Origin of the sequence: Nordella sp. HKS 07 (assembly GCF_011046735.1) — a bacterium.
Classification (GTDB): domain Bacteria; phylum Pseudomonadota; class Alphaproteobacteria; order Rhizobiales; family Aestuariivirgaceae; genus Taklimakanibacter.
This window is the reverse complement of the sequence record NZ_CP049258.1, coordinates 5,648,463-5,672,610: the sequence shown is the minus strand read 5'-3', so window position 1 is coordinate 5,672,610 and position 24,148 is coordinate 5,648,463. Positions and strand designations below refer to the sequence as shown.

The window sequence follows — 24,148 nt, the reverse complement described above, 5'->3', positions numbered from 1 at the left end:
CTGGGCGACGGCTACCCGATTGACCGTTCTGTTGCGTCCGCTTCGGGTCATTCGCTACCGGGTCGAGCCAGCTGGAAGTCCGGCCATGTCCGCTATGCCCCGATAGCGGCCAAATTCCACAGAGCCGCGAAATCACGCGATGGGCCACTAGCTGACCTCTTGATCAGCGCCGGTTCGGTTAGGAAGGGCCATATGCAGGCATTTGCAGGCTCGACCGGCGTCATTCGGCTCAGGTTAAACCGGCCCTCCTCATCCGCGCCTTTTTCGCTTAAGATCGCGCAAGAGGCACCGCGGAGCTAGCATGGCGGTGGATCGCGTTCAGCGCAAAATGGCTGCCATCCTTGCAGCCGATGTGGCCGGCTACAGCCGGCTGATGGGCAGGGATGAGGAGAGTACTTTTGCCGTCCTCAAGGCCTACAGGGAAGTCATCGACCATCTGATTGCGCGTCACGACGGACGCATCTTCGGGAGCGCCGGGGACAGTGTCATTGCGGAGTTCGCAAGCCCCGTCGAGGCGGTCAGGTGTGCGACCGAAATCCAGCTCGAAATCGACAAGCGGAACGCCGATTTGCCCGAGGCGAGCCGCCTCAGATTCCGCATCGGCATCAATCTCGGCGATGTCGTGGTGGATGGCGATAATCTCATGGGCGACGGCGTCAACGTTGCCGCGCGTTTGGAGGCCATGTCCCCTCCGGGGGGTATCTGTGTCTCCGAGGCGATCTACACGCAGGTTCGCGATCGATTATCGCTCGATTTCCTGGACCTTGGCGAGCACAAGGTGAAGAACATTGCCCGGCCGGTGCATGTCTATCGCGTACCCCTGGCTTCCGAGGAACAGGTCGGATCGCCTTTCCGCGGCCTCGACGTCTTCGACTTTGATCACGCTCCTCTCTTCTTCGGCCGTGCGCGCGCTATTGCGACCTGTACCGAGAGGTTGGAGCAGCTCGCCGCCAGCGGCAAGGCGTTCCTGCTGATCTATGGGATGAGCGGCTCGGGGAAGTCTTCTCTTCTACGGGCCGGGCTGCTCCCCTCGATCACCCGACCCGGTGCGGTGGCGGGCATCACCTTGTGGCGGCGCTGCCTGACCCGGCCGTCCGAAGGGCATGATGCGGTTGCATCACTGGCCGCAGGGCTGTTGCGCGGGGAAGCGCTCCCTGAGCTCGCGCAGGTAATGACGGCTGAGGAGTTGGCAACCCTGTTTCGCAGCGCCCCCGATCGGTCGCTTGCGCTGATCCGTCAAGCGCTTGGCAAAGCGGCGACGGCTAAGGGCCTGGCTCTCTCGCAAGCGCGATTGGTACTGACGGTGGACCAAATGGAGGAACTGTTCACGACGGAGAGGGATCCGGCATCGCGCGAGGCGTTTGTTCGGTTGCTGGCGGCGCTCGCCGGCAGCGGGCTCGTATGGGTGATCGGGACAATCCGGGCGGACTTCTTCCACCGATGCGGCGAAGTTCCAGGCTTCACGCCATTGAAAGATGGCCTCAGCAGTTATGAGCTGTTGCCGCCGACCGGTCCGGAGATCGGCCAGATCATCCGAGAGCCGGCCCGCGCCACAGGCCTCCGGTTCGAGGAAACCGCCAGTCAAGGCCGGCTCGAGGACGTGCTGCAGGAGGCGGCTGCCGCCGATCCCGGATCGCTGCCACTCCTCGAGTTTGTTCTCGATGAGCTGTATCAAGCCGGTTCGGAGCGCCGGCTCCTCACCTTTGCCGCCTATCGGGCACTGGGCGGCCTCGAAGGTGCAATTGCGCGCCGCGCCGATGAAGTTGTCGATGCGCTGCCCGCCGAAATTCAGGATGCACTGCCGCCCGTGTTGCGGGCCCTCACCACCGTGCGACCGAGCGATGAGGCTGTTACTGTGCGCCCCGCCTTGCTCAGCGAAGTCGCCGCAACACCGGCAAGATCGGCCCTTGTTGATGCACTTATCGCGGCCCGACTTCTCGTCAGCGATGAAGATGTCGGAGGCCGTGCGGTTGTGCGCGTGGCGCATGAAGCACTAGTAAGCCGCTGGCCGCGCGCCCGTGACATTATCAACGCGAACCGAAGTTTTCTTGAGACGCGCGCCCGACTTCAGACCGAGGCACGCCGATGGTCGTCAGACAATAAGAACCCGGAGCTTCTGCTCCCGCCTGGAAAGCGGCTGGCCGAGGGCGAAGAAATGCTGCTGTCGAGACGAGAGGAGATCGACGATCATATCGTCGAGTATGTCGAGGCATCTACTTTCGTACAAAAAGAGAAAGAGGAAAGGGATCGGGAAGCCGAGCGGAATCTGATCGAGGCGGCGGAAGCGGCAAAACGCGAGCGTCTCGAACGCGAGGCGGAACGCCGGAGTCTTGCGGCCACGGCGGCAACACGCCTCGCGCGACGCACACGCTACGCGGCCATCATCGCGCTTTTCCTCGCTGCCATTGCTGGTGTTGGCGCATTAGTTGGATTCAGGGGACAACGGGAAGCGGAGCGGCAGGCCATGCTGGCCGAAACAAGCGCGGATCAGGCGAGAGCAGCGGAGAAGCAGGCAAAAGCTGCGGAGCGACAAGCAAAGGCCGCTGAGGAGAAGGCTCTAGCGGCGCGCGACCAGGCCCTCCGCAATCAGTCTCTTTCCCTTGCCTTTTTGTCTGAGCAGACCGCGGCGGGCGGCGACACGGAGGCAGCTATCTTGCTCGCGCTCGAAGCGCTGCCGAAGGACGTGTCTGCACCCGACCGCCCGTACCTGTCGGAAGCAGAAGGAGCTCTCTACAAGGCAATATTCGCGCACCGTCAAACCAGGGTCTTCCGCCATGATGCCGGTGTAGCACACGCAGCTTTCAATCCAAGCGGCGACAGTATTGTCACCTCGTCTTTCGACAAGACAGCGCGTATTTGGAACGTCCGGGGTGGGTCCGAGACCGCGATCTTGAGAGGGCATCAGGACGCTGTCGAGAGGGCTATGTTCAGCCCGGACGGAAGCCGCGTCGTTACAGTTGCCAGAGATGATACCGCGCGCATATGGAACGCTGCTTCAGGCAAACAGCTCTTTGTACTTTCGCAGGCCGGTGACTTTCCAACGGCGATCTTCAGCCCAGATGGAACCCGCCTTCTAACAGCGGGGGTGGGCAATTATCCAGCACTCTGGGACGTTCAAACCGGAAAGAAAATTCTGAATGTAAATAGCCGGCTAGACGGTTTGGCTAGCTTTAGTCCCGATGGCCAGAGCTTCGCAAGCGCATCAGTTTCAGGCGGTCTTCACATCTGGAACGCGGAAGACGGCAAGCTGACTCGAATCCTGCCGGTTCGGCAATGGGTGTATAGGATCTTATTCAGTCCGGACGGAAGCCGAATTCTCTTGGGCTCGTGGAGCTCAGGTTTCGATGCCTTTTCGAGCCTTTGGGATCTCTCCAAAGGAACAGAAATTGCGAAGTTGGCCGGTCACAAGAGCGACACGCAATTACAAGGCGTAATATTCAGTCACGACGGCCGGCTTGTTGCGACCGTGTCCATTGATGGCACCGCACGGCTCTGGGACGGTGTCACGGGAAAATTGCGCGATGTGCTCGGTCAGGAGAAATCGGGGCTAAGACTGAGTGACATCGCCTCCGAAGAGCGCGATAAGGAGATGAACAGCGCTTTCAGCCGGGATGATCGTTTCCTGGCCACCCCTTCCATCGACGGCACGGTTCGCATTTGGGACGTGCAGCACGCATCGCTGCTTACGACCCTGAGCGGCCATCGGGCCTTAATCGAGCACGTAGAATTCAGCCCGGCTGACAGCAGTGTCCTGCTCACGGCATCGCACGATGGCACTGCTCGGCTCTGGGATATTGACGGGGTTATAACGTCTGCGTTGTTTCACAAATATCCGCCGACCTTTGCAGTATTCAGCCCCGACAATGTGCACCTATTGACTGGAGGCGGCGATAGTGTGGCGCACCTTTGGGACGTCGTCAGCGGGCGTGAGGTTGCCGAGCTTGACACACACGAAATTATGCATAGCGCGACGTTCAGTAATGACGGAAATCGCCTCGCAACCGCATCGCTTACGGGTCGGATTCTCATTTGGGATGTTCAAAGCAGGCGCGAAGTCGCGCAGCTCGAGACTCGCAACGGACTTTTCAATGTTCAGTTTAGCCCCGATGGTAGCTTACTGGCGTCGGCGACAATTCAGGGCGAAGTGCGGCTATGGGACACAGCAAGCGGTACAGAACGAACCGTTCTGAGGACAAGTGGGAGCCTGCCCCAGGCTGTTTTCAACCCCGACGGTAATCTCATTATCACAGCAACGAACGACAACATTGCGCGGCTCTTGAAGACCGACGGGAGTGAATTCAAGGTTCTTGTCGGTCACCAGAACCGGATCAGCGCGGCGGCGTTCAGCCCGGACGGCCAACTGGTTGCGACAGGGTCGTTCGACCGCACCGCGCGCATCTGGTCCATCAAGGACGGAAGCACCATCGCCACTATTACGGGCCACAGTGACGCGCTGACCGAAGTCGCGTTCAGCCAGGATGGTCGTTCGCTCCTTACTGCCTCACGCGATGGATCCGTTCGTATTTGGAACGTACCGGATGGAAGAGAAAAGGCCGTTCTCAGGGGTCACCGCGGCGTGACAAGCGCCCAATTCAGTCCCAACGGTTTGTATGTCGTGACGGTATCGTCTCAGAATCGCACAGTGAGGCTCTGGGCAGCGAATTCGGGGCACGAGATCGCCGTCCTTGCGAGTGACTCCGGCGGGCCGAACCGACTGGCGCCCATGCGCGCGATATTCAATTCGGAGGGAACCCGGATCGCCATCGTTTCCGGCGAAGAAGACGTTCAGATAGTCCGCGTATTCCAAACACCAAAAGACCTCATCAATTTTGCCAAGAGCATTGTGCCACGCGAACTGACCCTCTGCGAGCGCCGCCGCTTCTTCCTGCCTGTCAAGGGCGACGTCGGGGACTGTCCGGGCTAATATTGCTTCCTCGTCTGTTGACGTCAGTGGCAGGATCCCGCGCGCATTAGCCAGTTCAGCTTGTCACAGAATCGGCTCGGAATTCGTCCGCTAGCTCGAAATGCTCGACCGTTGCCGAATCGTAGATGCCTCGGACCTCTTCGGGAATGGACTTCATTGGTTGGTCCCAATCGTCACCGCGGGCGGCCTTAAGTGCTGAAAGGCTTTCCCAAATCTGAACCATGCATCTTGTTCGATCATCGCTGCCCGGGAGGGGCTTACCCGCATAGAACGCGATCAAGCCGGGCTCCTTACTCAACGCAGGATGGCTTTTCTTAAACGCAAATGCCCTGTGTTCTGCTTCCCTGCCTGCAACGACAGTGCAGCGGTAGACTCGGATAATCATCACCCGTGCTCCGATCTTGCAAACTCATCCTGAGAAATTGATGTGTATCACAGGTATTGCAAACGGACCGAATGTCCGTTTTGGGTCATTTTCGACCGATCTAGCGGGGATTGTCGGCCAGTTGATGTCCGCTTTACTCTAATAAGCAACTGGCGGCGATCAACGGATGATTATTGCTTTTTGGCGGCCTTTCGTGTGGGCGTGGGTATAATTGCGGGGATTGAGCTGGAGTTTACCAAGACTGCACAAGGCAATCAGTCACGTAGCAAGAAAGCTAGGCTCCTAGCCCGTCCGCTCTGGCGGATCGCGTTTTCTGGATCGTGATACGGTGCGAACGCCGAGGTGAGTACTAAACTCGCGCCACGGTCATCCTTACTTCTCTTCAATCAGGATCCAACGGATCCATGCGAGACGGTGTAGATAATAGCCCAATAGTGGCAGCATGCAGCAACGAGCACGAAGCTATGCCAGATCGCGTTTTGAAATCGGAGGCTCTCCCATTGATGAAAGATGACACCTATCGTGTAAATGATACCCCCTACTGCGAGGAGCCAGAGGCTTACACTTGGAAGAGCCGTTGCGATTGAGCCAAACACGAGCCCCCCGGACCAACCCAGGAGAAGGTAGAGAAGCAGAGACAATCGATCGAAACGGCCAGGCAAAAGTAGCTTAAGTGCGACACCAATGGCCGCAGTGATCCAAATTGCGATGAGTAGTCCGACTGGAGCAGCATTATTCATCTGCGCCAACACAGCCGTATAGGTTCCAGCGATCATCAGATAGATTGCCGAGTGATCAAGGCAACGGAGCGCCCATCTCACGTTGGTACAAGGCCATATGTTGTAGGCTGCAGAAAAGCCAAGCATCGAGAGTAGGCCAAATAGGTATGCCATCAGAGAGATCAACTCAGCTTCGGTCGCAGAATTGAAAGCGACGATCAAAAGCGCGGCCGCGCCGGCCAATCCGAGACAGCACCCGGCTACATGAACGAGCGCGTCGGCAGCAAATTCGGCCCGATCATGGTCCCGGTGATTGTCCGATATTTTGATTTTGACGAGGGCGGTCATTGAGCCTTAACGCAGGAAACTGCTGAAATCGACAGCCCGTCGTCGAAGCAGATGAGGAGCCATAATTAATCTCATTCTAAGGAATCACCTAACGATTCTGCTGGTACAAGGTTCGCGAGTAATCGGGGTACGGAGTAAAGCATAAAATCGTGCTACCTGTACATTCCGACAAGCTGACCGATTAACCGATGGTTTGACGACTCTTGCAATTGATCGTCTCCTGACGTTATGGGTTGCATCAGATAAGGATTACGCCCATAAAAGGTACTTCGATTTCGGCCGTATTGATTATCGGTCGTGCGCACGAGGCCCAAGCCTGGCGCCAACTGACAACCTCTCTCCTGAACATCGATCGTTTGAGCGGACGCGTGATGCGTTCCCGCGGCGCCTGTTTATTTGAAAGGGATATCATGCAGGTCGGAACTGTTAAGTTCTTCAACACCCAAAAGGGATTCGGCTTCATTCAGCCGGAAGACGGAAGCAAGGATGTTTTCGTTCATATCAGCGCGGTTGAACGCGCCAATATGGGCGCACTCAGAGAAGGCCAGAAGGTCCGGTTCGAAGCGGTTGTTGACCGCCGGACGGGTAAGACGTCAGCCGAGAATCTGGCGTAGACAGCGTGGGGATTGAGCAAGCGAAGCAGATCGCGGATGTACCGACTGCTCCGCCGTTCAATCCACACGGCTGATCCCCGCATCGGCCCGTTGGGCCGCAAGTATGGGGAACAACGCGGTTCGAGATGGGAGTTTTCGCTACATTGTAACCCTTGACTGAAGTCCCAGCGCTCGCGGGGCGAAGCGCTGCCCAGCGCCGCGTTCACGCATGATGAAAATGCCTGTTTGAACACGTTACGAGAAAGGCCGGCTGCGCCATCGACACAAATGTGAGCAGCGACTTAGCAAGGAACGACATATGGCATTTCCGCCCAACTATCGACAGGGCCGTCAGGATCGGAGACGCGCCAAGGACCGAAAGAACCGAGAGAAAGAGGAGCGCCGCGAGGAAAGACGCCAGCGAAAATCAGCTGAAGCCGTGGACGATCGACCTGTCGGCGAACAACAGGCACCTATGGACAAAGAATGAGCGCATTAGAGCAAGGAACGACGTGCCAATGGATACTGCCCGCTTCAATGTCGCCCAGACTGCACTCGTCCTGCAAAGCGTAATCAATCGCAATAAATCAAGTCGCTGCGAAATTCTGCAGATCATGCCGTTCGACGGTAAATGCTTCCAGTATCGAGTTAGATGCGAGCATGAACGTTTCGACCGCATCGCCCAGGAACATGAACTCGCCGAAATCACGCCGTTGCAGACCAAGGCCGCGCAGTTGGATGAGCGCAGGTCGGAGACTAAGCGTGACCGAACTAAGAATGAACGGTTCAAGTGAAGCAATGTTCGACCACCTACTATGACTGAAGGAACTCAGATCACCAATCTTATGGTTTTATATTGCCGATGGCGGATGACAGAGGAGCTATACTTTGCCACTAAGCGTTTGAACTGACATGACCTCAGGTATTTTTCGCCCCAGGAATCCCAGCATTTATCCCAACTTGCCTTAGATGTCCGAGGAAACGATTTTATGAAACCCCGATAGCAAATCTATTGCGCCCCACGTCTGCCTCGGGTCATTCGCTACGGGGTCAGCCAACTGCAAGTCCGGCCATGTGAGCAATGCCCCGATAACAGCGACCCCAACTGCTGTGCCGAATGCAGAATACGTCGGACCATATCGGAAAGACGCTCCATAGAAAACCTACAAACCGGTGCAATTGGCTCAGCCATCTTCTTCCGGACTCTTCCGCAATTGCGGATCGCCAATGGATGAAAGGTCGTCCCAGGCGCATCCGTAGATCAGCGCGACCAAACGACATCCTTCTTGTTCATACCCGAATGGCGTACGACCGTTCTGAGAAGTTCGTCGCTGGACAAGCAGGTCGATCTCACCCTTTTGCGGGCCGCCAGTAAGACGACTTCCTGTTGCGGACGTTTGTGACAGCCGGGGCGCGTCTGGGATATACGGCGGTTTCGGGTAACCCACCATCGCGACCTCTATTGGCCGCCGCCGTTGGTGCGGATCATACAAGCGCGCCTTCGATGTTTCTCTTTAGGCTGCGTGTTCTTTGATCGAACTTGGCGATTGCTCTCCTAATTGCAATCACGTTCCGCCCATTTCTCCTTCGGTTGTGGGCGGTCGCCTTCCCAAAATCACAAATACATCACCACAAAGCTGCTACAAAAACGCGCTTTGACTACCTGTAACCTCTTGATTTTGTTTGCAAAAATAAACTGGCGGAGACGGAGGGATTCGAACCCTCGATACGTCTTTACAACGTATAACGGTTTAGCAAACCGCCGCCTTCAGCCGCTCGGCCACGTCTCCTGCGAGGCCACCTATTGCCCTTATTTGGCGCGGCTGTGAAGGGAAATCTTCCGAGGAACTTAATCATATGCTCACTGTCCGGTCGTCATGTTGATTGCCTGGCGCGGGGAACCGTGCGAGATTATCAGAGTTAAGTGAATCTTATCGGGCCGCGTGGCAATCGCGTTCCCGTCAGACAGCGTAGTCAGGAGAAGAGCATGCGCCGGACCATTTTGAGTATTGCTTTCGCCGGTGCGATTTTCGGTCCCGCTCTCGCGGTCGAGAATTTCATCCCCGGCGGCCACACTTACTCGCCTGAGAATATCCCCCTGCCCCGGCTCAATTCTGAACGGGACGACGTCAACAAGCAGGCCGATATCATCCAGTCGGACATCTACACGAAACAGCGCGAGCAGAAGCTGATCGACAGCCAGTTCCGGCGCTTCATGAGCGAGCAGGAACTGCATGGCGATGACTTCACGCTCGACTACTGAGCCGCGAAGCCTGCGCTAAATTCCGTCGCGGAATTTGAGGGCGGCGTGGCTGCCGTCGCAGAACGGCTTGTTTTTCGATTCGCCACACCGGCACAAAGTGACCCGATTGCGGATCTCATATTCATGGCCATCGGCCGCAATCAAGGCAATACCGCCACGCAGCCACAGCGGGCCGCTGCATCCCTGCTCCGGGTCCTCCACCAGGCCGATCGACACCGGTAATTCAGGCTCGACCGGCTTACCGGTCTTCCTGTCCCACGCCACGAGCCGTCCGGCCGGACAATTGCCTACCTGACGGATGAAATTGGCGCGGATCTCGGGTTTTCCGGGGTCGCCGACCTGGGTCCAGACCTGACCGTTGGGATCGCAGAAGCGGCCAAAAGCACACAGGCCCTCGGCATCGCTCAGCGTCATTTCGGGCCCTTCGAAGAATTGTGCCTGATCGGCATAGGAAGCCCGGCTCGCGGTCTCCTCGCCCTCGAATCCCACGCGCGCATGCGACCCGTCGCAAAACGGCTTGTTCTGCGACTGACCGCAGCGGCAGAGCTCATAACTCTCGGGCACGGTGAACACCACGCCTTCGCGCCAGCTCTCCGAACCGCCCTCTTCATCGGCAGCGATGATCTGCTGGGCGAGCGGCACGGTGCCGCTGACCACGTAAGGGCCGTCCTCGATGACGACCACCTGCGCCCTGGCTTTCGGCTGGGTCATTTCCGCCAGAGGCTACGAGTGCCGGCGCCGGCGATCAAGTGACATCTCGAGGCCAGTCTAGTGCAGGCTGATCCAGTCGCGTGCCTGGCGCTGCGCCTCGGCGATCTCGGGCGCGGTCATTTCGCGCGAGATCTCGCAGCGGCAACGGCGCGCCTCGTGGCTGCCCTTGAGCGCGGCGATGTTGAACCATTTATGCGCGGTCACGTAATTCCGTTCGACCTCGCGGCCGAGGCGATACATCATGCCGAGATGGAAAAGCATCTCGGCGGACGTGCCTTTCTCCACCGCCGGTCGCGGCAGCGTCGCAGAGCGTATCATGCTCCTGTCCCTCTGTTTGACTGTCCCTGCCGGTCCTCTTTGTGACCGTGCGAAGGACAAGATGACTCCGCGCCCGCCAAAGCCGCGTTAAGGGACAGGCTTAACATGGGCTGAAGGGGAAGCCGCTCGTTGTCAAAATAACAAAGAGATTACAATAATTTAGCCGAAATTCCGGAAGGCCTTTGTTTACAGGCTGCTAACCAGTCCGGCACATTCACTTACGGAGTCACAGGAACGGCGACACGCACCACGAGGGGGAAGTGATCGGAGCCCGCATTGTTGCCGATCCGCACCTTCTCCACGCTCTTCACGTCGGGACTGGCGAATATGTGGTCTATGGCGAGCTGCGGCATCTGGAAATTGGCCGGCCAGGTCGGGAGCCAGCTGTCGAGCCTGCGCAAGCTGCTTCTCTGCTCGAAAGTACCGAGCAGGCGCGACGACGGCGTGGCGTTGAAATCGCCCATGACGATACGCGGTCCTTCCAGCCTGCGGACCAAATCCGCCAGCTCGTTCAGCTGGGTGAACTGGGCGCGCGAATAAGGAAAGCGGATGGTGTGGATGCCGATGACCGTCAGGCCGCCGAGCTCCTTACCGAAACGGGCGCGCACCATCGGCGGCCCCACCCAGGCGGCATGACTCTCGAAATCCTCGATCGGGAATTTCGACAGCACGGCCATGTAACAGTGATCAAGATGCCGGCAATCGTCCTGGTACGGCATCCGCGCCTTGAGCCGATCCAGCAGCGCGCGCTTCTCGGTCCCGAATTCCTGGAGCACAAGAATATCCGGATCATTACGCTCTATCTCGGCGGCCATCGCATCCACATCGGCGTTCAGGAGCCAGGTGTTGAACGACATGACGCGCAGGACGCGATGATCGGCGGGCGCCTTGATCTCGGGTGCAGGATAGGAGGCCGCAGTCAGATGCGGCAAGGCGCTGATCACCAGGAGGCCAATCATGACGATGGCGATCCCCGTCAGAACGCGCGCGAAAGGCATGAAGAAGGTGACGGCGAAAGCCAGAACGACCAGCCAGAACTGATAGGAGAACTGCGAAAAGACGTCAAAGGCGATCCACAGATTGCCGAGCCAGCCCGCGGCCACGCCGGCAAGGCCGAGCATGAGCCCGACGAAACAGGCGAAGCCTCCGCGACGGCGGCGCCTGGGGGAGCCTCGGAGGATCCTTGCGAATCCTCGTCAATCTCCAATTCCGGCGCAACGCGGCCGGTTTCCGGCTCTAAAGTCAAATCCTGAGGCCCCAGATTCCTATAGCAGCCGGCTTTCCAGCGGCAAAAGCTGCTCGGGTGTAGCAAACCCCGGAAGCGCTTCAAAGCGCTTCTTCCACTCGGCGAGCCTGGGATAGGCCTGGACATCAAGGCCGGCTTCCGCCGCGTAGCGGATCACGCCGTAGGCATCGATGTCGGCAATGGTGGGCTTGCGGCCGGTGAGCCATTCCGACTTGGAGAACTCCTGCTCGAGCACCATCAGGGCCGAGCGGGCCTCACCGTCATACATGACTTTCACTTCATCGCCGAACTGGCGCAGGCCGCGGGCGCGCTGGCGCAGGCGATAGATGGGCGCCGCCAGCTTATCCCAGATCCAGAACATCCACTCGCGCACGCGCTGCTGCTCGAACTCGGTCTTGCCGTCGAACCTGCCAAGCTTGCCGGCGAGATATTCAAGGATGGCAGCCGACTGGCTGAGAAAGATCTGGCCATCGCGCAGACACGGAACCTGCCCGTAGCGGTTCTTGACCAGATAATCGGGCTGCTTGTGCGCGCCTTCGCGCAGATTCACATGGATATAAGAGAATGGATGCCGGCAGAGCGACAGCATCAGCGCCACCGTGTAGGTCGGCCCCGACAGCGCAAAACCGTGCAGGGTGAAACGCTCCTTATTGGCCGATATCGGTGCCTCCGGCTTTTGCCGGGCTGATGGCTTCACCGGCCGCCGCGCCGACGGCTTGGATACAGCTTTCCTTGCGGCCGCTTTCTTCGCGACCTTCTTCGCTACCTTGGCCATTCAGTCCTCCGATGGCGCGGGCCGAAGCACCGCGCCCCCCATTTTCAATCCGGGTACGGACTATAGCGCCAATTCGAACGAATCGGAACTCTCTGATAAGCTATTGGTAAATCAATGAATTTTTCCGAAGCTGTGGTTAAATCCCGAGTTTCTGGCGCAGGATTTCGTTAACGGCCTGGGGATTCGCCTTACCGCCTGTGGTCTTCATGACCTGGCCGACGAACCAGCCCAGCATGGTCGGCTTGGCCTTAACCTGCTCGACCTTGTCCGGATTGGCCGCTATGATCTGGTCCACCGCCTTCTCGATAGCGCCGGTGTCGGTGACCTGCTTGAGGCCGCGCTTCTCGACGATCTCGGCCGGCTCTCCACCCTCGGACCAGACAATCTCGAAAATGTCCTTGGCGATCTTGCCGGAAATCGTGCCGGCCGCGATCAGGTCGACAATACCACCCAGCTGTACGGCAGAAACCGGAGTGTTTTCAATATCTTTGCCTTCCTTATTCAAGCGGCCAAAGAGCTCGTTGATAACCCAGTTCGCAGCCATCTTGCCGTCGCGTCCCTTGGCGACATCTTCGAAATAGGCGGCCGAGGCGGCCTCTGCGATAAGAACGTCGGCGTCATAGGCCGACAGCCCGTAGTCCTTGACGAAGCGCGCGCGCTTCTCGTCCGGAAGTTCCGGCAGATCCTGCCGGATCCGCTCGACCCACTTTTCCTCGAGTTCGAGCGGCAGGAGATCGGGATCGGGGAAGTAACGATAGTCATGCGCCTCTTCCTTCGACCGCATGGAGCGGGTCTCGCCTTTCCTGGCGTCAAATAGACGAGTCTCCTGGTCGATTTTGCCACCATCCTCGAGGATGCCGATCTGGCGCTTTGCCTCATAGACGATCGCCTGGCCCATGAAGCGGATGGAATTGACGTTCTTGATTTCGCAGCGCGTGCCGAACGCCTCGCCCGGCCGGCGCACCGACACGTTGATGTCGGCCCTGAGGCTGCCCTCCTCCATATTGCCGTCACATGTGCCGAGATAGCGCATGATCTGGCGCAGCTTGGTCACATAGGCCTTGGCCTCGTCGGGCGAGCGCATGTCGGGCTTCGACACGATCTCCATCAGCGCCACGCCGGAACGGTTCAGGTCGACGAAGCTCATGCTCGGATGCTGGTCATGAAGACTCTTGCCGGCGTCCTGCTCGAGATGCAGGCGCTCGATGCCGACATCGACGGAGCGGCCTTCGTCGAGATCGATCCGCACCACGCCCTCGCCCACCACCGGCTGCTTGTACTGCGAGATCTGATAGCCCTGCGGCAGATCGGGATAGAAGTAATTCTTGCGGTCGAAGACCGAGCGGCGGTTGATCTGGGCCTTGAGGCCGAGCCCCGTCTTCACCGCCTGCTCGACGCAGAATTCATTGATCACCGGCAGCATGCCGGGCATCGCAGCATCGACGAGGGAGACATGGTCATTGGGATCACCGCCATATTCGGCCGAGGCGCCGGAGAACAGCTTCGACTTGGACAGAACCTGGGCATGAACCTCCATGCCGATGATGATCTCCCAGTCCCCGGTGGCGCCCTTCAGCCAGTCCTTCTTGTCGGCGACCCGCAATTCTGAATTCATAGATCTCACTCCGTTTCGGAGAGCTTGGTACTGGGTTGAGGGGCCGGGTTCAAGGCCTACAGTTCTCTGCGGGAATGGCGGCAGCCGCGGCCTCGAAAGGCGAGTGACTTCGCCCGAACCGTCGCCCTGCCCCACCCTCACCATGTCGAAAAATCATTTATAGTAATAAAAATTTTTATTAGATAAAAATATCCGTTGCGGATGGCGCCGGCCGCTCCTAGACACCGGCGCAGCACCTATACCTAGAAGCGGGGATAAGCATGATCGCATACAAGACGACCGGTGAGCGCGTGGAGCTCACCCCTCTCGCCGCCAAGCCTCAGATCCTCGAAGGCAATCCGGTCGAATCGAGCCGGCGCGTCATGGACGCTCCCAGCGGCGGCCCGGTACGCAGCGGCATCTATGAGGTGACCCGTGGCAAGTTCGTCATTGAATTCGGTTTCCATGAGCTGGCAACCGTGCTCGAAGGCACCGTCGAGCTCACCGACCAGGATGGCAACAGTGTGACCTACGGACCGGGCGATTCCTGGTTCTGTCTGAAGGGCGAGAAGGTCATCTGGAACGTGACGAGCGATCGCCTGCGCAAGTGTTTCATGGCGGTAGACCCTGACCATCTCAGCCGCGACGGCGGCGTCATGGAGCCCCTCGCCTATAAGGGACCGCAAGGCACAGGCGCGACGCCGGTGATCGGCTGATATCAGGGGTTGCCGGGGACCGGAAAATGAGCGCCAGCTTTCAGAACAGCCTGATCGAGAAATCGCTTTGGGTCGCCACGGCCGGCGATGCGCCGGACCTTCCGATCCTCGAAGGCGAAACTTCCTGCGACGTGGCGATCATCGGGGCCGGCATTCTCGGGCTGTCGACGGCGCTGCACGCGGCCGCGCAGGGCGGCTCCGTCATCGCGCTCGACGCGGCGACGCCGGGCTGGGGTGGCGGGGGACGCAATGGCGGGCAGGTCAATCCGGGTCTCAAAGTTGACCCGGAAGGACTCCTCAGCCGGTTCGGCCCCTCCACCGGCGGCGAGCTCGCGCAATTCGGTGCTGCCACCGCGGATGAGACATTCGAGACCCTGCGCAAATTTGGCGTCGAGTGCGACAGCACGCAGAAGGGCTGGCTGCAGCTCGCCCATTCGCCTGCGGCGCTGAGCGGCCTCGAAATACGCGCCAGGGAATGGCGGGCGCTCGGCGTCGCCATGGAAGTTCTGTCCGCCGCCGACGCGCACAGGCTCACCGGAAGCGCCGCCTATGCCGGCGGTATCCTCAATCCCAAAGGCGGCAGCCTGCATCCGCTGAAGCTGGTGCGCGGGCTGGCGCAGGCGGCCCTCGCGCAGGGCGCGCGGATATTCCGTCACAGCCGTGTTCTGAAAATTGACCAAGCGCGAGGCCGCTCGGGCCTCGTTACGGCCCAGGGACGTGTTTGGGCGCGTCGCGTACTCATTGCGACCGACGGCTATACGGACGGCCTCTTCCCCGCTCTCGAGAGGAGCGTCCTCCCGGTCAGCACTTTCCAGATCGCCACCGAACCGCTCTCCGGCGATGTCGCGCGCAGCATTCTACCTAACGGACATCATGTCTCCGATACCCATCGCTCGCTCTATTACTTCCGCAAGGATGCGCAGGGGCGCTTCCTGATCGGCGGGCGCGGCTCCTATGGCCCGCAGGGTGCTGAGCGCGCTTATCGGGAACTCGAACGTGTGGCGGCCAAGATTTATCCCGAACTCGGCCACGGCCCGTGGGCCTATCGCTGGGGAGGCATGGTCGCGGTCACGGAAGATCACCTTCTCCATGTCACCGAACCCGCCCCCGGCATCCTCGCGGCGATCGGCTGCAACGGCCGTGGCGTGGCCCTCAGCGTGGCGCTCGGTCGGCGCCTTGCCGAGAAGCTCGTCACCGGTGCGGCCAACAGCGTCCTCTTCCCGCTCGAGGCGCTCCGTCCGATCGCGCTGCACGGGCTGAAAAAGACGATGCTGCCATTGATCGCCGAGACCTATTCGGTGCTCGACCATCTCGACAAAGGCAGCGTTCTGCGCCGCAATGCCTGACCGGGGAGTGTCTATTGCGAGACTCTCCCAGTCATGGTCTCTTGCGGCCGGTGCATTTCAGATGAGGGGCAACGCGTGACCGGACTTCGCGGCAAACAGAAATCGATGCGGCGCCAGCATATTCTCGATGCCACGCTGAAGCTTCTTTCGAAGAAGATGTTCTCCGACATCAGTCTCCAGGACATCGCGGCCCAGGCCGATGTCACCGTCCCTACCATCTATAACTACTTCGGATCCAAGAGCAGCGTCATTCTGGAGCTCGTGCTGAGCCGCCAGGCGGAACTGGCCGAACGCATGGAAGCCTTCATTTCCAAACGCAGCCATCGCGACGCCCAGCGCGCCATCACCGACTGGATCAAACTGGTCACCGACGGCGCCTTCGACACGCTCGATCGTGACGTGTGGCGCTCGCTCTATCAGGAGCGCGTGAAGGATGACGATCTCGGACCGCTGTTCGGCAAGCTCAGCTCCTTTTATGTCGGCCGATCGGTGCAGTTCCTGGACATGCTGAAGCAGAAGAAGCTCATCCACGCCGAGACGGACAGCAAGGCAGCGGCAAAGCTGCTCGATTCGGTCTGCGAGCATTATTTCCGGTTGTCGATATTCTATAATGCGCAAGCACGGTCGGGATATGGCGACGACATAAGGGCCATCGTGAAAGAACTGTGCCGTGGCTTGGCGCCATAATCACTTTTAATCTGATAAAAAATTTTATTGCACTAAAATATTGGCGTGGTTAAATCCCTGCATCACACGCAGGGAGAATTGCCATGGATTTGAGCATCAGAAACCGGGTCGACTGGGAACAGCCCTTTCCGCCGGAGGAATATGCCGACCGCCGCGCCAAGGTGAAAAAGGCGCTTGAGCTGGCGGGCTATGACGGCATCGTCGTCACGGCGCCGCGCGATTACTACTATCTCACCGGCCACGACCATATCTGGCAGTATCGCCATGCGATCATCGGCCTCTATTTCGACACCGCCAGCGGCAGTTTCGTCTTCTTCGACAATACCAGTCACAAGGTGCTGATCTCCAATACGCCCGGGATCAAGGACATCTGGTATCATTCGCGCAGCATTCCCGCCGCCGACCAGACGAAGGAACTCGCCGCCAAGATCCTGGCGCATGGCTGGGGCCGCGGCAAAATCGCGATCCAGAGCTGGGGCTATGGCGGTCATCCCGACCATGTCCGCGCCATCGGCAAGGGCCTCGCCGATGCCGGTGCCACGATCGTCGAGGATTCCGACATCATCGAGGATGTCCGGCTCTACAAGTCTGCGCGCGAAATCGCGGTGATGCGGGAAGCCGCCGCCGTCACCATTGCCGCGATGGAGAAGGCGCGCGAGTTCATGCGCGTCGGCGTCGCCGAAACCGAGATCGACGCCGTCATCTGCTATGAGCTGATGAAGCGCGGCTGCGGCCATCCCGGCATCCGCAACATGATCGGCAGCGGCCCGCGCTCGGGCTGCCATCATGCGCCTGCCTCACATCGGCGTTTGAAGAGCGGCGATGTCGTGCATCTCGATTTCTGCGCCAGCCTGCATCGCTATCACGTCAATCTGAGCCGCAGCTTCGCCATGGGCGAAATCGACAAGCGCTGGCACGACCTGTTCGACCGCTCGGCCGGCTGCAGCGACGCCATCGTCAAGGGCGTCAAGCCTGGCGACCCCTTCAGCAAGGTCCAGGAGGCGGCGGACACCTTCGTCGCCCAGTCGGGGGTCGACCGGGCCAAGTATGAATGGTTCATCGGCGGCTATACGCTCGGCATCGCCTTCCCGCCGGACTGGGTGCATCGTCACCGTCCGAATCCCTTCGAGCCGGCGAATGATCCGGTCATGAAGCCAGGCATGGTCTTCAATTTCGAAGTCCAATATGACGTCTTCGAAGACTGGCCGGGCGGTTCGGGCGCCGGCTGGATCGACTCCTATCTCATGACCGACAAGGGGTTGGAAATCCTCACCGAAATGCCGCGCAATCTGGTCGTCGTCGACGGCTGACACAAATCGCGACACCGAACTTGCACAGCGCCCGGCGGAACAGCTTCCGCCGGGCAAATCATATGCTCTTTCCTTCGCGCCGCATGGATGGCAGTTTGGCGCCATGTCACACATCATCGTTCTGAATGGCGTGGGCAGCGTCGGCAAAAGCTCGATCGCCCGCGCGCTCCAGGAGATCACCACCCTCCCCTTTCTCCATGTTTCCATGGACAGCTTCCTGGACATGCTGCCCGCCGCCTATTGGGATCACCCCGATGGTTTCACCTTCGAAACCATTCTGCAGGAGGGCTCACCGGTGGTCGTCATCAAGTCCGGCCCCGTCGCAATGAAGGCGCTGCGCGGCATGCGGCACGCCATGGCGGCGATGGCGGTGGAGGGCAACAATCTGATCATCGACGACGTCATGCTCGCGCCATCGGCGGCGGAGTACAGAGTCGTTTTTAAAGGTTTCGACGTGTCCTATGTCGGCATCTTCGCCCCGCTCGCCGTTCTCGAGCAGCGCGAGCGCGACCGTGAGGACCGGATGATCGGGCTGGCCCGCTGGCAATATGACCGCGTCCATCACGGTCTCGATTATGATCTCACGATCGATACCAGCCGCGAGACGCCGGCCCAATGCGCATTCAAGATCAAGGAAGCCTTCGGACTTTAGCTCCTTCGCCTCTATTTGCGCAGTTCCCGCCCCACGGCCCGGGCGAACAGAAGAGCGCCGATGAAGAGCCCGGCCAGGACAGCTAAGAGACCGTAATCCTGGCGCGTGACGCCGGCCGCCGCGGCGGAAAAGCCTTTCTGCCAGACCACGAGGGCGAAAATGGCGGCGAAGGCCCCAGCTGCGAAGCGCAGTCCCCAGCGCATGGCGATGAGGACGAACCTCCCCAGTGGCGACATATCACTCATGGCTTTTCCCTTTGCCGCCCGCCGTGCTAACCGGGAGACCCTACCTCCTCCCACATGAACCGAGCCATGGCGAAATCCAAGACCGATCTCAAGAGCCTGAAACCCGCGACCCGCCTCGTTTCCACCGCGCGCGACTTTTCCGAGCACGGCATCGTCTCGCCGGCCGTCTATCACGCCTCGACCATACTCTACCCGACCTATCAGGCGCTGAAGGAACATAAGCAGACCTATCAATATGGCCGGCGCGGCACGCCGACCTCGCGCTCGGTCGAAACCGCCATCGCGACACTGGAGAACGGCTTTGCCAGCAAGGTCGCGCCCTCCGGCCTCGCCGCCATCACGACCACGCTCCTGTCTTTCCTCAAGCCCGGCGATCACATCCTGATCCCCGACAACATCTATGCGCCGGCGCGCGCCTTCTGCGACAATGTGCTGAAGAACTGGAGCATCGACGTCGAATATTACGACCCGTTGCTGGGTGGCGCCATCTCGGCCTTCATGCGCGCCACCACGCGCATCGTCTATTGCGAGAGCCCGGGTTCGCAGACCATGGAGGTGCAGGACGTCCCGGCGATCGCCGAGGTCGCGCGCAAGGCCGGCGCGCTCGTCGTCGTCGACAATACCTGGTCGGGCGGACATTATTTCAACGTCTTCGCCCATGGCGGCGACATTTCGGTTCAAGCGGCAACGAAATACATCGTCGGCCATTCCGATGTGATGATGGGCTCCGTCACCTGCAGCGAGGAAACCTGGCCGCGCTTCAAGGAAGGCTATGAAACGCTGGGCCAGTTCGCCGGCCCCGACGACATGTATCTCACCCTCAGAGGCCTGCGCACCATCGATGTCCGGCTCGAGCGCCATATGAGAAGTGCGCTCAAGATCGCCGATTGGCTGAAAGGCAGGCCCGAGGTCGAGGAAGTTCTCTATCCGGCGCTGCCCGGCGCCCTGGGGCACGAGATCTGGCGGCGCGACTTCACCGGCGCCAGCGGGCTGTTCTCGGTCGTGCTCAAGCCGCAGAGCGAAGCAGCACTTGGCGCCTTTCTCGACGGTCTCGAGCTCTTCGGCATGGGCTATTCCTGGGGTGGCTTCGAGAGCCTGTGCGTCCCCTTCAAGCCCAACCGCACAGCCAAGCCCTGGACGCGCCAAGGCAGCTGCCTGCGCTTCCATATCGGGCTCGAGGACCCCGACGATCTCAAGGCGGATATTGCCGCGGGCTTCGACCGTCTCAAGTTGGCGTCTTGAATTCGGGCCCGGCGGGGCCATTTCTCCGGGGACCGAAAGGACGACAGACCATGCACCAGCTTGCCAAGCCCGCCGCCCTTGCCCTTGCGGGATTTGCCATGATCGCGCCGCTTGCCGCCCAGGAGGCGGATGATCCCGAGCTCATCTTCAAGAAGACGACGGTGTGGCGGATGCTGTCTCCGGACGCCAAGCTTGCGACCTATGCGCTCGACGATCCGCTGGTCGAAGGCATAGCCTGCCATTTCACCGTGCCCGAAGTCGGTGGCTGGAGCGGCTGGGCGGGATTTGCCGAAGAGCGTTCGGAAACCTCGCTCTCCTGCAAGCAGACGGGCCCCATTTCCTTCAAGGGCAAGTTCGCCCAGGGCGATGACGTCTACCGCATGCGCCGCTCGCTGTTCTTCAAGAAGTTCCATATTTCGCGCGGCTGCGACGCCAAGCGCAATGTGCTCGTCTATCTGAGCTACACCGACAAGCTCATCGAAGGCAGCCCGCAAAACTCGACGACCACCGTCGCGATCACGCCCTGGGGCTCGCTGCCGGCACCCAAATGCGGAGACTTCCTGGAGAAATGAGCGATACGGGCATCGCTCATTCGCGGCCGTTCAGCGTCCAACCTTCAGCTCGAGAGCGCGCTCAAGGCAGCTGACTGTCCGGCAATGAACCCGCCGGCATGCGGCTGGCCGGCAGAGTGCCAACCGGAAGCGTGCCGTCGGGGAGAGTGCTGTCCGGCATCGAATGGCTCGACATACGGCGCTCGTCGATGGCGCACCCATTGTCGCGCAGGCAGGCGCCGAGACAACCGTCTTTCGCCTGCGTTCCAAGTAAGGTGCAGGCGATCGCGCAGGCTTCGAATCGCTGGAAACACAGACTCTCCGAAGCTTGCAAGCGAGCAGGCATGGCGAGAGCGAAAAACAGGCTTGTGACGAGGATCGTCCTGCGCATGGAAGCCTCCTCCATGCTCATTTTCCGGCATAAATCGTCTCCGCCTGCGGATGGCTCCGAAGCGGACCGTTGCCGTGGAGCATGACGTCCATTATAGAGCCCAATGGCTGAAGCCGAGAAGCGGCATGACCCCGTAGCTCAGCTGGATAGAGCAACAGCCTTCTAAGCTGTGGGTCGGGGGTTCGAATCCCTCCGGGGTCGCCAAACCATTTCAATGACTTAGCCGTTTGACGGCAACGGCTGTTTCCGCGGTGACCGGCGACGCCGATCTTGGATATTTGTGGAGAAGCGGGCTTTGACGCACAAGCGAAGACCACGCCTGCCGAGGCGAGATGCAGACCCGCCATGGCCTGATCGGATCGCTTCGGACCGGCTGGCCGGAAGTGATCGCTACCCAATCCGCAATCAGTGGGTCCAGGTCTCCGTGCGACCCCACTTGAAGTTGTCCGCATAGGACTTGCGCTGCGCGCGCGCGGGTGCTTCGGGCTCCACCCAATAGGCGATCCCATTGCGCTCGGCATAAGCAATCGCCTGCTCCTTGCTCTCGAAAGTGAGGCGCAGCTGCTGCTTCATGTCCGCTGACGAAGTCCATCCCATCAAGGGATCCGCCGTCAGGCGCAGCTCCGGCTCGTATTCGAGCAGCCAGAGATCTGTCTTGCCCTTGCCGGACTGCATGGCGTTACGAGCGGGCTTGTAGATCTTCGCGGTCATGCCGTTACCTTCATCCTATCAACGCATTTTGGCGATGGTCGGGGTGGCCAGATTCGAACTGACGACCCCCTGCGCCCAAGGCAGGTGCGCTACCAGACTGCGCTACACCCCGTTACCGCCAAATGCTCAGATTTCTGGGCTTTTCGCCGTTTGCGCCCATTTGGTCAAGGGCGCAAATCGCGCAAATCGGACCGAAGTCCCCATTTCGCCAGAATTACTCAAGAGATCAGCCGCCGGTGTTGAAAATCGGGGTCACCAGGCGATCGCCGGGCTCAATGGCAAGCCGGCCGGTCGTGCCCGCCTTGACCTCAAGGACCGCATAGACCGGCATGCCGGGGCTGATGATGTCCTCGGAAAAAGGAACCGTGTTGCGCGCAATATAGAGAATCGCGCCCTTGTCGTCGGTGAAGATCATATCGAGCGACAGCGGCGTGTTCTTCATCCACATGGACACGCTGCGGGTCTCTTTGAAGTCGAACAGCATACCGCGATTGTCGGCAAGCTCGTTACGGAACATCAGCCCCTTGGCGCGATGCTCGGGCGTTTCGGCAAGTTCGACGGTCAGATCCGCCTTGGTCGCCCCATCCTTGCCCTGGATCGTCAAGGCGATCAGCGGCATGCCGGACGGCGTTTGGGCCAAGCCAGCGGCGGCCGCCGTGATCACCAAGAGGAAAGCAACGACGACGCTACGCATGACCCCTGCCCGCCTCATCTAGTTCGTATGGCGCGGCCCATTGTCGAGAGTAAGGCGAACCTCGGCCGCCATCTGGCCCTTGGGCCCGCTGCCGAAGCGCACATAGATCCATTGGTCGGGATGGAGCTCGGCGATCGCGGTCTTCCGCAATGTCTCCATATGGATGAAGATATCGGGGGCGCCGTCGCCCTCGCTCACAAAGCCGAAGCCCCGTGCCCGGTTGAACCATTTGACGCGGGCCCGCACCCAGCCGCTCGACGGCGACACGTTGACATGGGTGCGGCTCGGCCGCTCGACCGGATGAATGGCCGTGGACGTGTCCACGTTCAGAACGCGGAGGGCCTGATAGCCCTTCTGGCGCTCGACGGCCTCGCAGAAGACGCGCGTCCCCTCGAGCGGGGCATCAAAACCATCGCGCTTCAGGCAGCTCAGGTGCAAAAGCACGTCCGGCATGCCGTTGTCGGGGATGATGAAGCCATAGCCCCGACCGACATCGAACCACTTCACGAAGCCGCTGATCTGGTAAATTCTTACATTGATATCGGGGGCTTGATGCTCAAGCTCCCTATCTGCCTCGAAGGGCCCGCTAACCGCCATGACCGCATACCCGAACTAATGGCAGCCCTCAGTCAACCCCGCTGCCGGAACGCAGATTGATCGACTCTTTTGCAATTGTACAGAGAGCGGGCAACGAAGAGATGTGGAAAACGTAAGATTGCTCTTGAGCGAAGCTTCATTCGCATAGGAGCGCGCAGTTCTGCAATGCGAAAAAGCCCTGATAACAAACGCTGAATCATATCACGGAATGAACCGCGCGACCATCACGCGCGACGATATCCATGCGGGTCCGGGCACCATCGCGATATCGCGAAGTTCGCCGAGGCCTGAGGCGCGAGGAAGAGAATTGCGCAGATTCTGGCAAAACTGATTCGCTCAGCACGCGATCTGCTGTCGCCCGAGACGCTCAGCGGTTGCGCTCAGAACATCACCGAGCTCGCCCGCGATCACCAGATCGGCCAGAGCATCGAGACCGGTCGGCTCGCGATTGATGATGACCAGCCTGGCGCGATTGCTCTTCGCCATCACCGGAAAGCTCGCGGCCGGAAAGACCTGCAGCGAGGATCCCAGAGCGAGAAAGAGATCGGCATCGAAGGTCGCGGCACGGGCCCTCGCCATCTCCGCCTCCGGCATGGCCTGGCCGAAGGAGATCGTCGCCGTCTTCACGATCCCGGCGCAGGTTGAACAATAAGGAGGACGGCGGCCCGCCTCGATCTGGGCGCGGGCCCAGGCGATCTCGTAGCGCTCGCCGCAGCTCAGGCACTTTGCGTAGGAACCATTGCCGTGCAGCTCGATGATCGCCTCTTCAGGCACGCCAGAGGCGCGATGCAGATCGTCGATATTCTGGGTGATGACGTGGCTCACGATGCCGGCATGATAGAGGCCGGCAATCACCTTGTGGCTCGGCCCCGGCACCGCCTGCGCTACGGCATCGTAGATATTGAAATAGCGCCGCCACGCCTCGAGCCGCGTCTCCTCGGAGGCAAGGAAATCGTCGAATTCGATCGGCTTGTATCTGGTCCAGAAGCCGCCCGGCGAGCGGAAGTCGGGGATGCCGCATTCGGTGGAGACACCGGCGCCGGTGAAAACGACGGCGCGGCCGGCCGACTGGATCATTTGGGCAAGCTCGTCTATGTCATCTTCCATCGTCAGTTCCACGCGCAAGAGAG

23 protein-coding genes and 3 tRNA genes are annotated in these 24,148 nt (G+C 60.0%); 12 read left to right on the top strand and 14 right to left on the bottom strand.

Going from position 1 to position 24,148, the window contains the following annotated elements:
- Positions 1 to 301: 301 nt before the first annotated feature.
- A complete protein-coding gene (locus G5V57_RS26695) occupies positions 302 to 4,924 on the top strand; it encodes an AAA family ATPase (RefSeq protein ID WP_165171078.1) in 4,623 nt (1,540 codons plus the stop codon).
- Between the two features lie 771 nt (positions 4,925 to 5,695).
- Here G5V57_RS26695 and G5V57_RS26685 read toward each other — a convergent pair.
- On the bottom strand, positions 5,696 to 6,376 hold the full coding sequence (locus G5V57_RS26685) for a hemolysin III family protein (protein WP_165171074.1): 681 nt from the start codon (positions 6,374 to 6,376) through the stop codon (positions 5,696 to 5,698).
- A 410-nt stretch (positions 6,377 to 6,786) separates the two neighbouring features.
- Between G5V57_RS26685 and G5V57_RS26680 the strand changes: the two genes are divergently transcribed.
- Together G5V57_RS26680 and G5V57_RS26675 are read left to right on the top strand one after the other, a co-directional pair.
- Positions 6,787 to 6,990 (top strand): cold-shock protein, encoded by a 204-nt coding sequence (locus G5V57_RS26680; protein WP_165174274.1) that lies wholly within the window; start codon positions 6,787 to 6,789, stop codon positions 6,988 to 6,990.
- A 497-nt stretch (positions 6,991 to 7,487) separates the two neighbouring features.
- Positions 7,488 to 7,763 carry a hypothetical protein gene (locus G5V57_RS26675; RefSeq protein ID WP_165171072.1) on the top strand — a complete coding sequence of 92 codons (276 nt, stop codon included), beginning with the start codon at positions 7,488 to 7,490 and terminating at the stop codon, positions 7,761 to 7,763.
- A gap of 903 nt (positions 7,764 to 8,666) precedes the next feature.
- On the opposite strand, the gene G5V57_RS26670 is transcribed toward G5V57_RS26675, so the two are convergent.
- A tRNA-Ser gene (locus G5V57_RS26670) sits at positions 8,667 to 8,759 on the bottom strand.
- A gap of 197 nt (positions 8,760 to 8,956) precedes the next feature.
- On the opposite strand from G5V57_RS26670, the gene G5V57_RS26665 reads away from it, so the two are divergent.
- Complete coding sequence (locus G5V57_RS26665; protein WP_165171070.1) at positions 8,957 to 9,232, top strand: hypothetical protein; 276 nt, start codon at positions 8,957 to 8,959, stop codon at positions 9,230 to 9,232.
- A 15-nt stretch (positions 9,233 to 9,247) separates the two neighbouring features.
- Here G5V57_RS26665 and G5V57_RS26660 read toward each other — a convergent pair whose 3' ends face one another.
- The 5 genes from G5V57_RS26660 to gatB all read right to left on the bottom strand — a co-directional run bounded on the left by G5V57_RS26660 (position 9,248) and on the right by gatB (position 13,897).
- Entirely contained in the window at positions 9,248 to 9,943 is a 696-nt protein-coding gene (locus tag G5V57_RS26660) for a CDGSH iron-sulfur domain-containing protein (protein ID WP_165171068.1), read from the bottom strand.
- Positions 9,944 to 10,000: 57 nt separating this feature from the next.
- Positions 10,001 to 10,261, bottom strand: coding sequence for a sel1 repeat family protein (locus G5V57_RS26655; RefSeq protein WP_165171066.1), 261 nt, complete (start codon positions 10,259 to 10,261; stop codon positions 10,001 to 10,003).
- A 218-nt stretch (positions 10,262 to 10,479) separates the two neighbouring features.
- Entirely contained in the window at positions 10,480 to 11,382 is a 903-nt protein-coding gene (locus G5V57_RS26650) for an endonuclease/exonuclease/phosphatase family protein (protein WP_165171064.1), read from the bottom strand.
- A 144-nt stretch (positions 11,383 to 11,526) separates the two neighbouring features.
- Positions 11,527 to 12,282, bottom strand: a complete 756-nt coding sequence (locus G5V57_RS26645) for a glutathione S-transferase family protein (RefSeq protein WP_165171062.1) — start codon at positions 12,280 to 12,282, stop codon at positions 11,527 to 11,529.
- 136 nt (positions 12,283 to 12,418) lie between these two features.
- Positions 12,419 to 13,897, bottom strand: coding sequence for an Asp-tRNA(Asn)/Glu-tRNA(Gln) amidotransferase subunit GatB (gene gatB / locus G5V57_RS26640; RefSeq protein ID WP_165171060.1), 1,479 nt, complete (start codon positions 13,895 to 13,897; stop codon positions 12,419 to 12,421).
- A gap of 260 nt (positions 13,898 to 14,157) precedes the next feature.
- On the opposite strand from gatB, the gene G5V57_RS26635 reads away from it, so the two are divergent.
- The 5 genes from G5V57_RS26635 to G5V57_RS26615 all read left to right on the top strand — a co-directional run bounded on the left by G5V57_RS26635 (position 14,158) and on the right by G5V57_RS26615 (position 18,587).
- Positions 14,158 to 14,592: a cupin domain-containing protein gene (locus tag G5V57_RS26635; protein ID WP_165171058.1), complete on the top strand. Its 435-nt coding sequence runs from the start codon at positions 14,158 to 14,160 to the stop codon at positions 14,590 to 14,592.
- A 26-nt stretch (positions 14,593 to 14,618) separates the two neighbouring features.
- The gene (locus G5V57_RS26630; RefSeq protein WP_165171056.1) at positions 14,619 to 15,938 is read left to right on the top strand and encodes an FAD-binding oxidoreductase; all 1,320 of its coding nucleotides are present in this window, start codon (positions 14,619 to 14,621) and stop codon (positions 15,936 to 15,938) included.
- 75 nt (positions 15,939 to 16,013) lie between these two features.
- Positions 16,014 to 16,625, top strand: coding sequence for a TetR/AcrR family transcriptional regulator (locus G5V57_RS26625; RefSeq protein WP_165171054.1), 612 nt, complete (start codon positions 16,014 to 16,016; stop codon positions 16,623 to 16,625).
- 83 nt (positions 16,626 to 16,708) lie between these two features.
- Positions 16,709 to 17,935: a Xaa-Pro peptidase family protein gene (locus tag G5V57_RS26620; RefSeq protein ID WP_165171052.1), complete on the top strand. Its 1,227-nt coding sequence runs from the start codon at positions 16,709 to 16,711 to the stop codon at positions 17,933 to 17,935.
- Between the two features lie 103 nt (positions 17,936 to 18,038).
- Entirely contained in the window at positions 18,039 to 18,587 is a 549-nt protein-coding gene (locus G5V57_RS26615) for a chloramphenicol phosphotransferase CPT family protein (protein WP_165171050.1), read from the top strand.
- A gap of 11 nt (positions 18,588 to 18,598) precedes the next feature.
- Here G5V57_RS26615 and G5V57_RS26610 read toward each other — a convergent pair whose 3' ends face one another.
- Positions 18,599 to 18,832 carry a hypothetical protein gene (locus tag G5V57_RS26610; protein WP_165171048.1) on the bottom strand — a complete coding sequence of 78 codons (234 nt, stop codon included), beginning with the start codon at positions 18,830 to 18,832 and terminating at the stop codon, positions 18,599 to 18,601.
- 66 nt (positions 18,833 to 18,898) lie between these two features.
- Here G5V57_RS26610 and metC point away from each other — a divergent pair, with 66 nt between their 5' ends.
- Together metC and G5V57_RS26600 are read left to right on the top strand one after the other, a co-directional pair.
- Positions 18,899 to 20,074, top strand: a complete 1,176-nt coding sequence (gene metC / locus G5V57_RS26605) for a cystathionine beta-lyase (protein ID WP_165171046.1) — start codon at positions 18,899 to 18,901, stop codon at positions 20,072 to 20,074.
- Between the two features lie 50 nt (positions 20,075 to 20,124).
- Positions 20,125 to 20,646, top strand: a complete 522-nt coding sequence (locus G5V57_RS26600) for a CreA family protein (protein WP_165171044.1) — start codon at positions 20,125 to 20,127, stop codon at positions 20,644 to 20,646.
- Positions 20,647 to 20,707: 61 nt separating this feature from the next.
- On the opposite strand, the gene G5V57_RS26595 is transcribed toward G5V57_RS26600, so the two are convergent.
- Positions 20,708 to 21,016: a hypothetical protein gene (locus tag G5V57_RS26595; RefSeq protein ID WP_165171042.1), complete on the bottom strand. Its 309-nt coding sequence runs from the start codon at positions 21,014 to 21,016 to the stop codon at positions 20,708 to 20,710.
- A gap of 127 nt (positions 21,017 to 21,143) precedes the next feature.
- On the opposite strand from G5V57_RS26595, the gene G5V57_RS26590 reads away from it, so the two are divergent.
- Positions 21,144 to 21,220: transfer RNA gene (locus tag G5V57_RS26590), tRNA-Arg, on the top strand.
- Between the two features lie 201 nt (positions 21,221 to 21,421).
- Here G5V57_RS26590 and G5V57_RS26585 read toward each other — a convergent pair.
- The 5 genes from G5V57_RS26585 to G5V57_RS26565 all read right to left on the bottom strand — a co-directional run bounded on the left by G5V57_RS26585 (position 21,422) and on the right by G5V57_RS26565 (position 24,125).
- The gene (locus G5V57_RS26585; RefSeq protein WP_165171040.1) at positions 21,422 to 21,727 is read right to left on the bottom strand and encodes an ETC complex I subunit; all 306 of its coding nucleotides are present in this window, start codon (positions 21,725 to 21,727) and stop codon (positions 21,422 to 21,424) included.
- A 35-nt stretch (positions 21,728 to 21,762) separates the two neighbouring features.
- Positions 21,763 to 21,839, bottom strand: a tRNA-Pro gene (locus G5V57_RS26580).
- 114 nt (positions 21,840 to 21,953) lie between these two features.
- Positions 21,954 to 22,421, bottom strand: coding sequence for a DUF192 domain-containing protein (locus G5V57_RS26575; protein WP_165171038.1), 468 nt, complete (start codon positions 22,419 to 22,421; stop codon positions 21,954 to 21,956).
- Between the two features lie 18 nt (positions 22,422 to 22,439).
- Positions 22,440 to 23,018, bottom strand: coding sequence for a cold-shock protein (locus tag G5V57_RS26570; RefSeq protein ID WP_165171036.1), 579 nt, complete (start codon positions 23,016 to 23,018; stop codon positions 22,440 to 22,442).
- Between the two features lie 336 nt (positions 23,019 to 23,354).
- The gene (locus G5V57_RS26565; RefSeq protein WP_165171026.1) at positions 23,355 to 24,125 is read right to left on the bottom strand and encodes a Sir2 family NAD-dependent protein deacetylase; all 771 of its coding nucleotides are present in this window, start codon (positions 24,123 to 24,125) and stop codon (positions 23,355 to 23,357) included.
- Between the last annotated feature and the right edge of the window lie 23 nt (positions 24,126 to 24,148).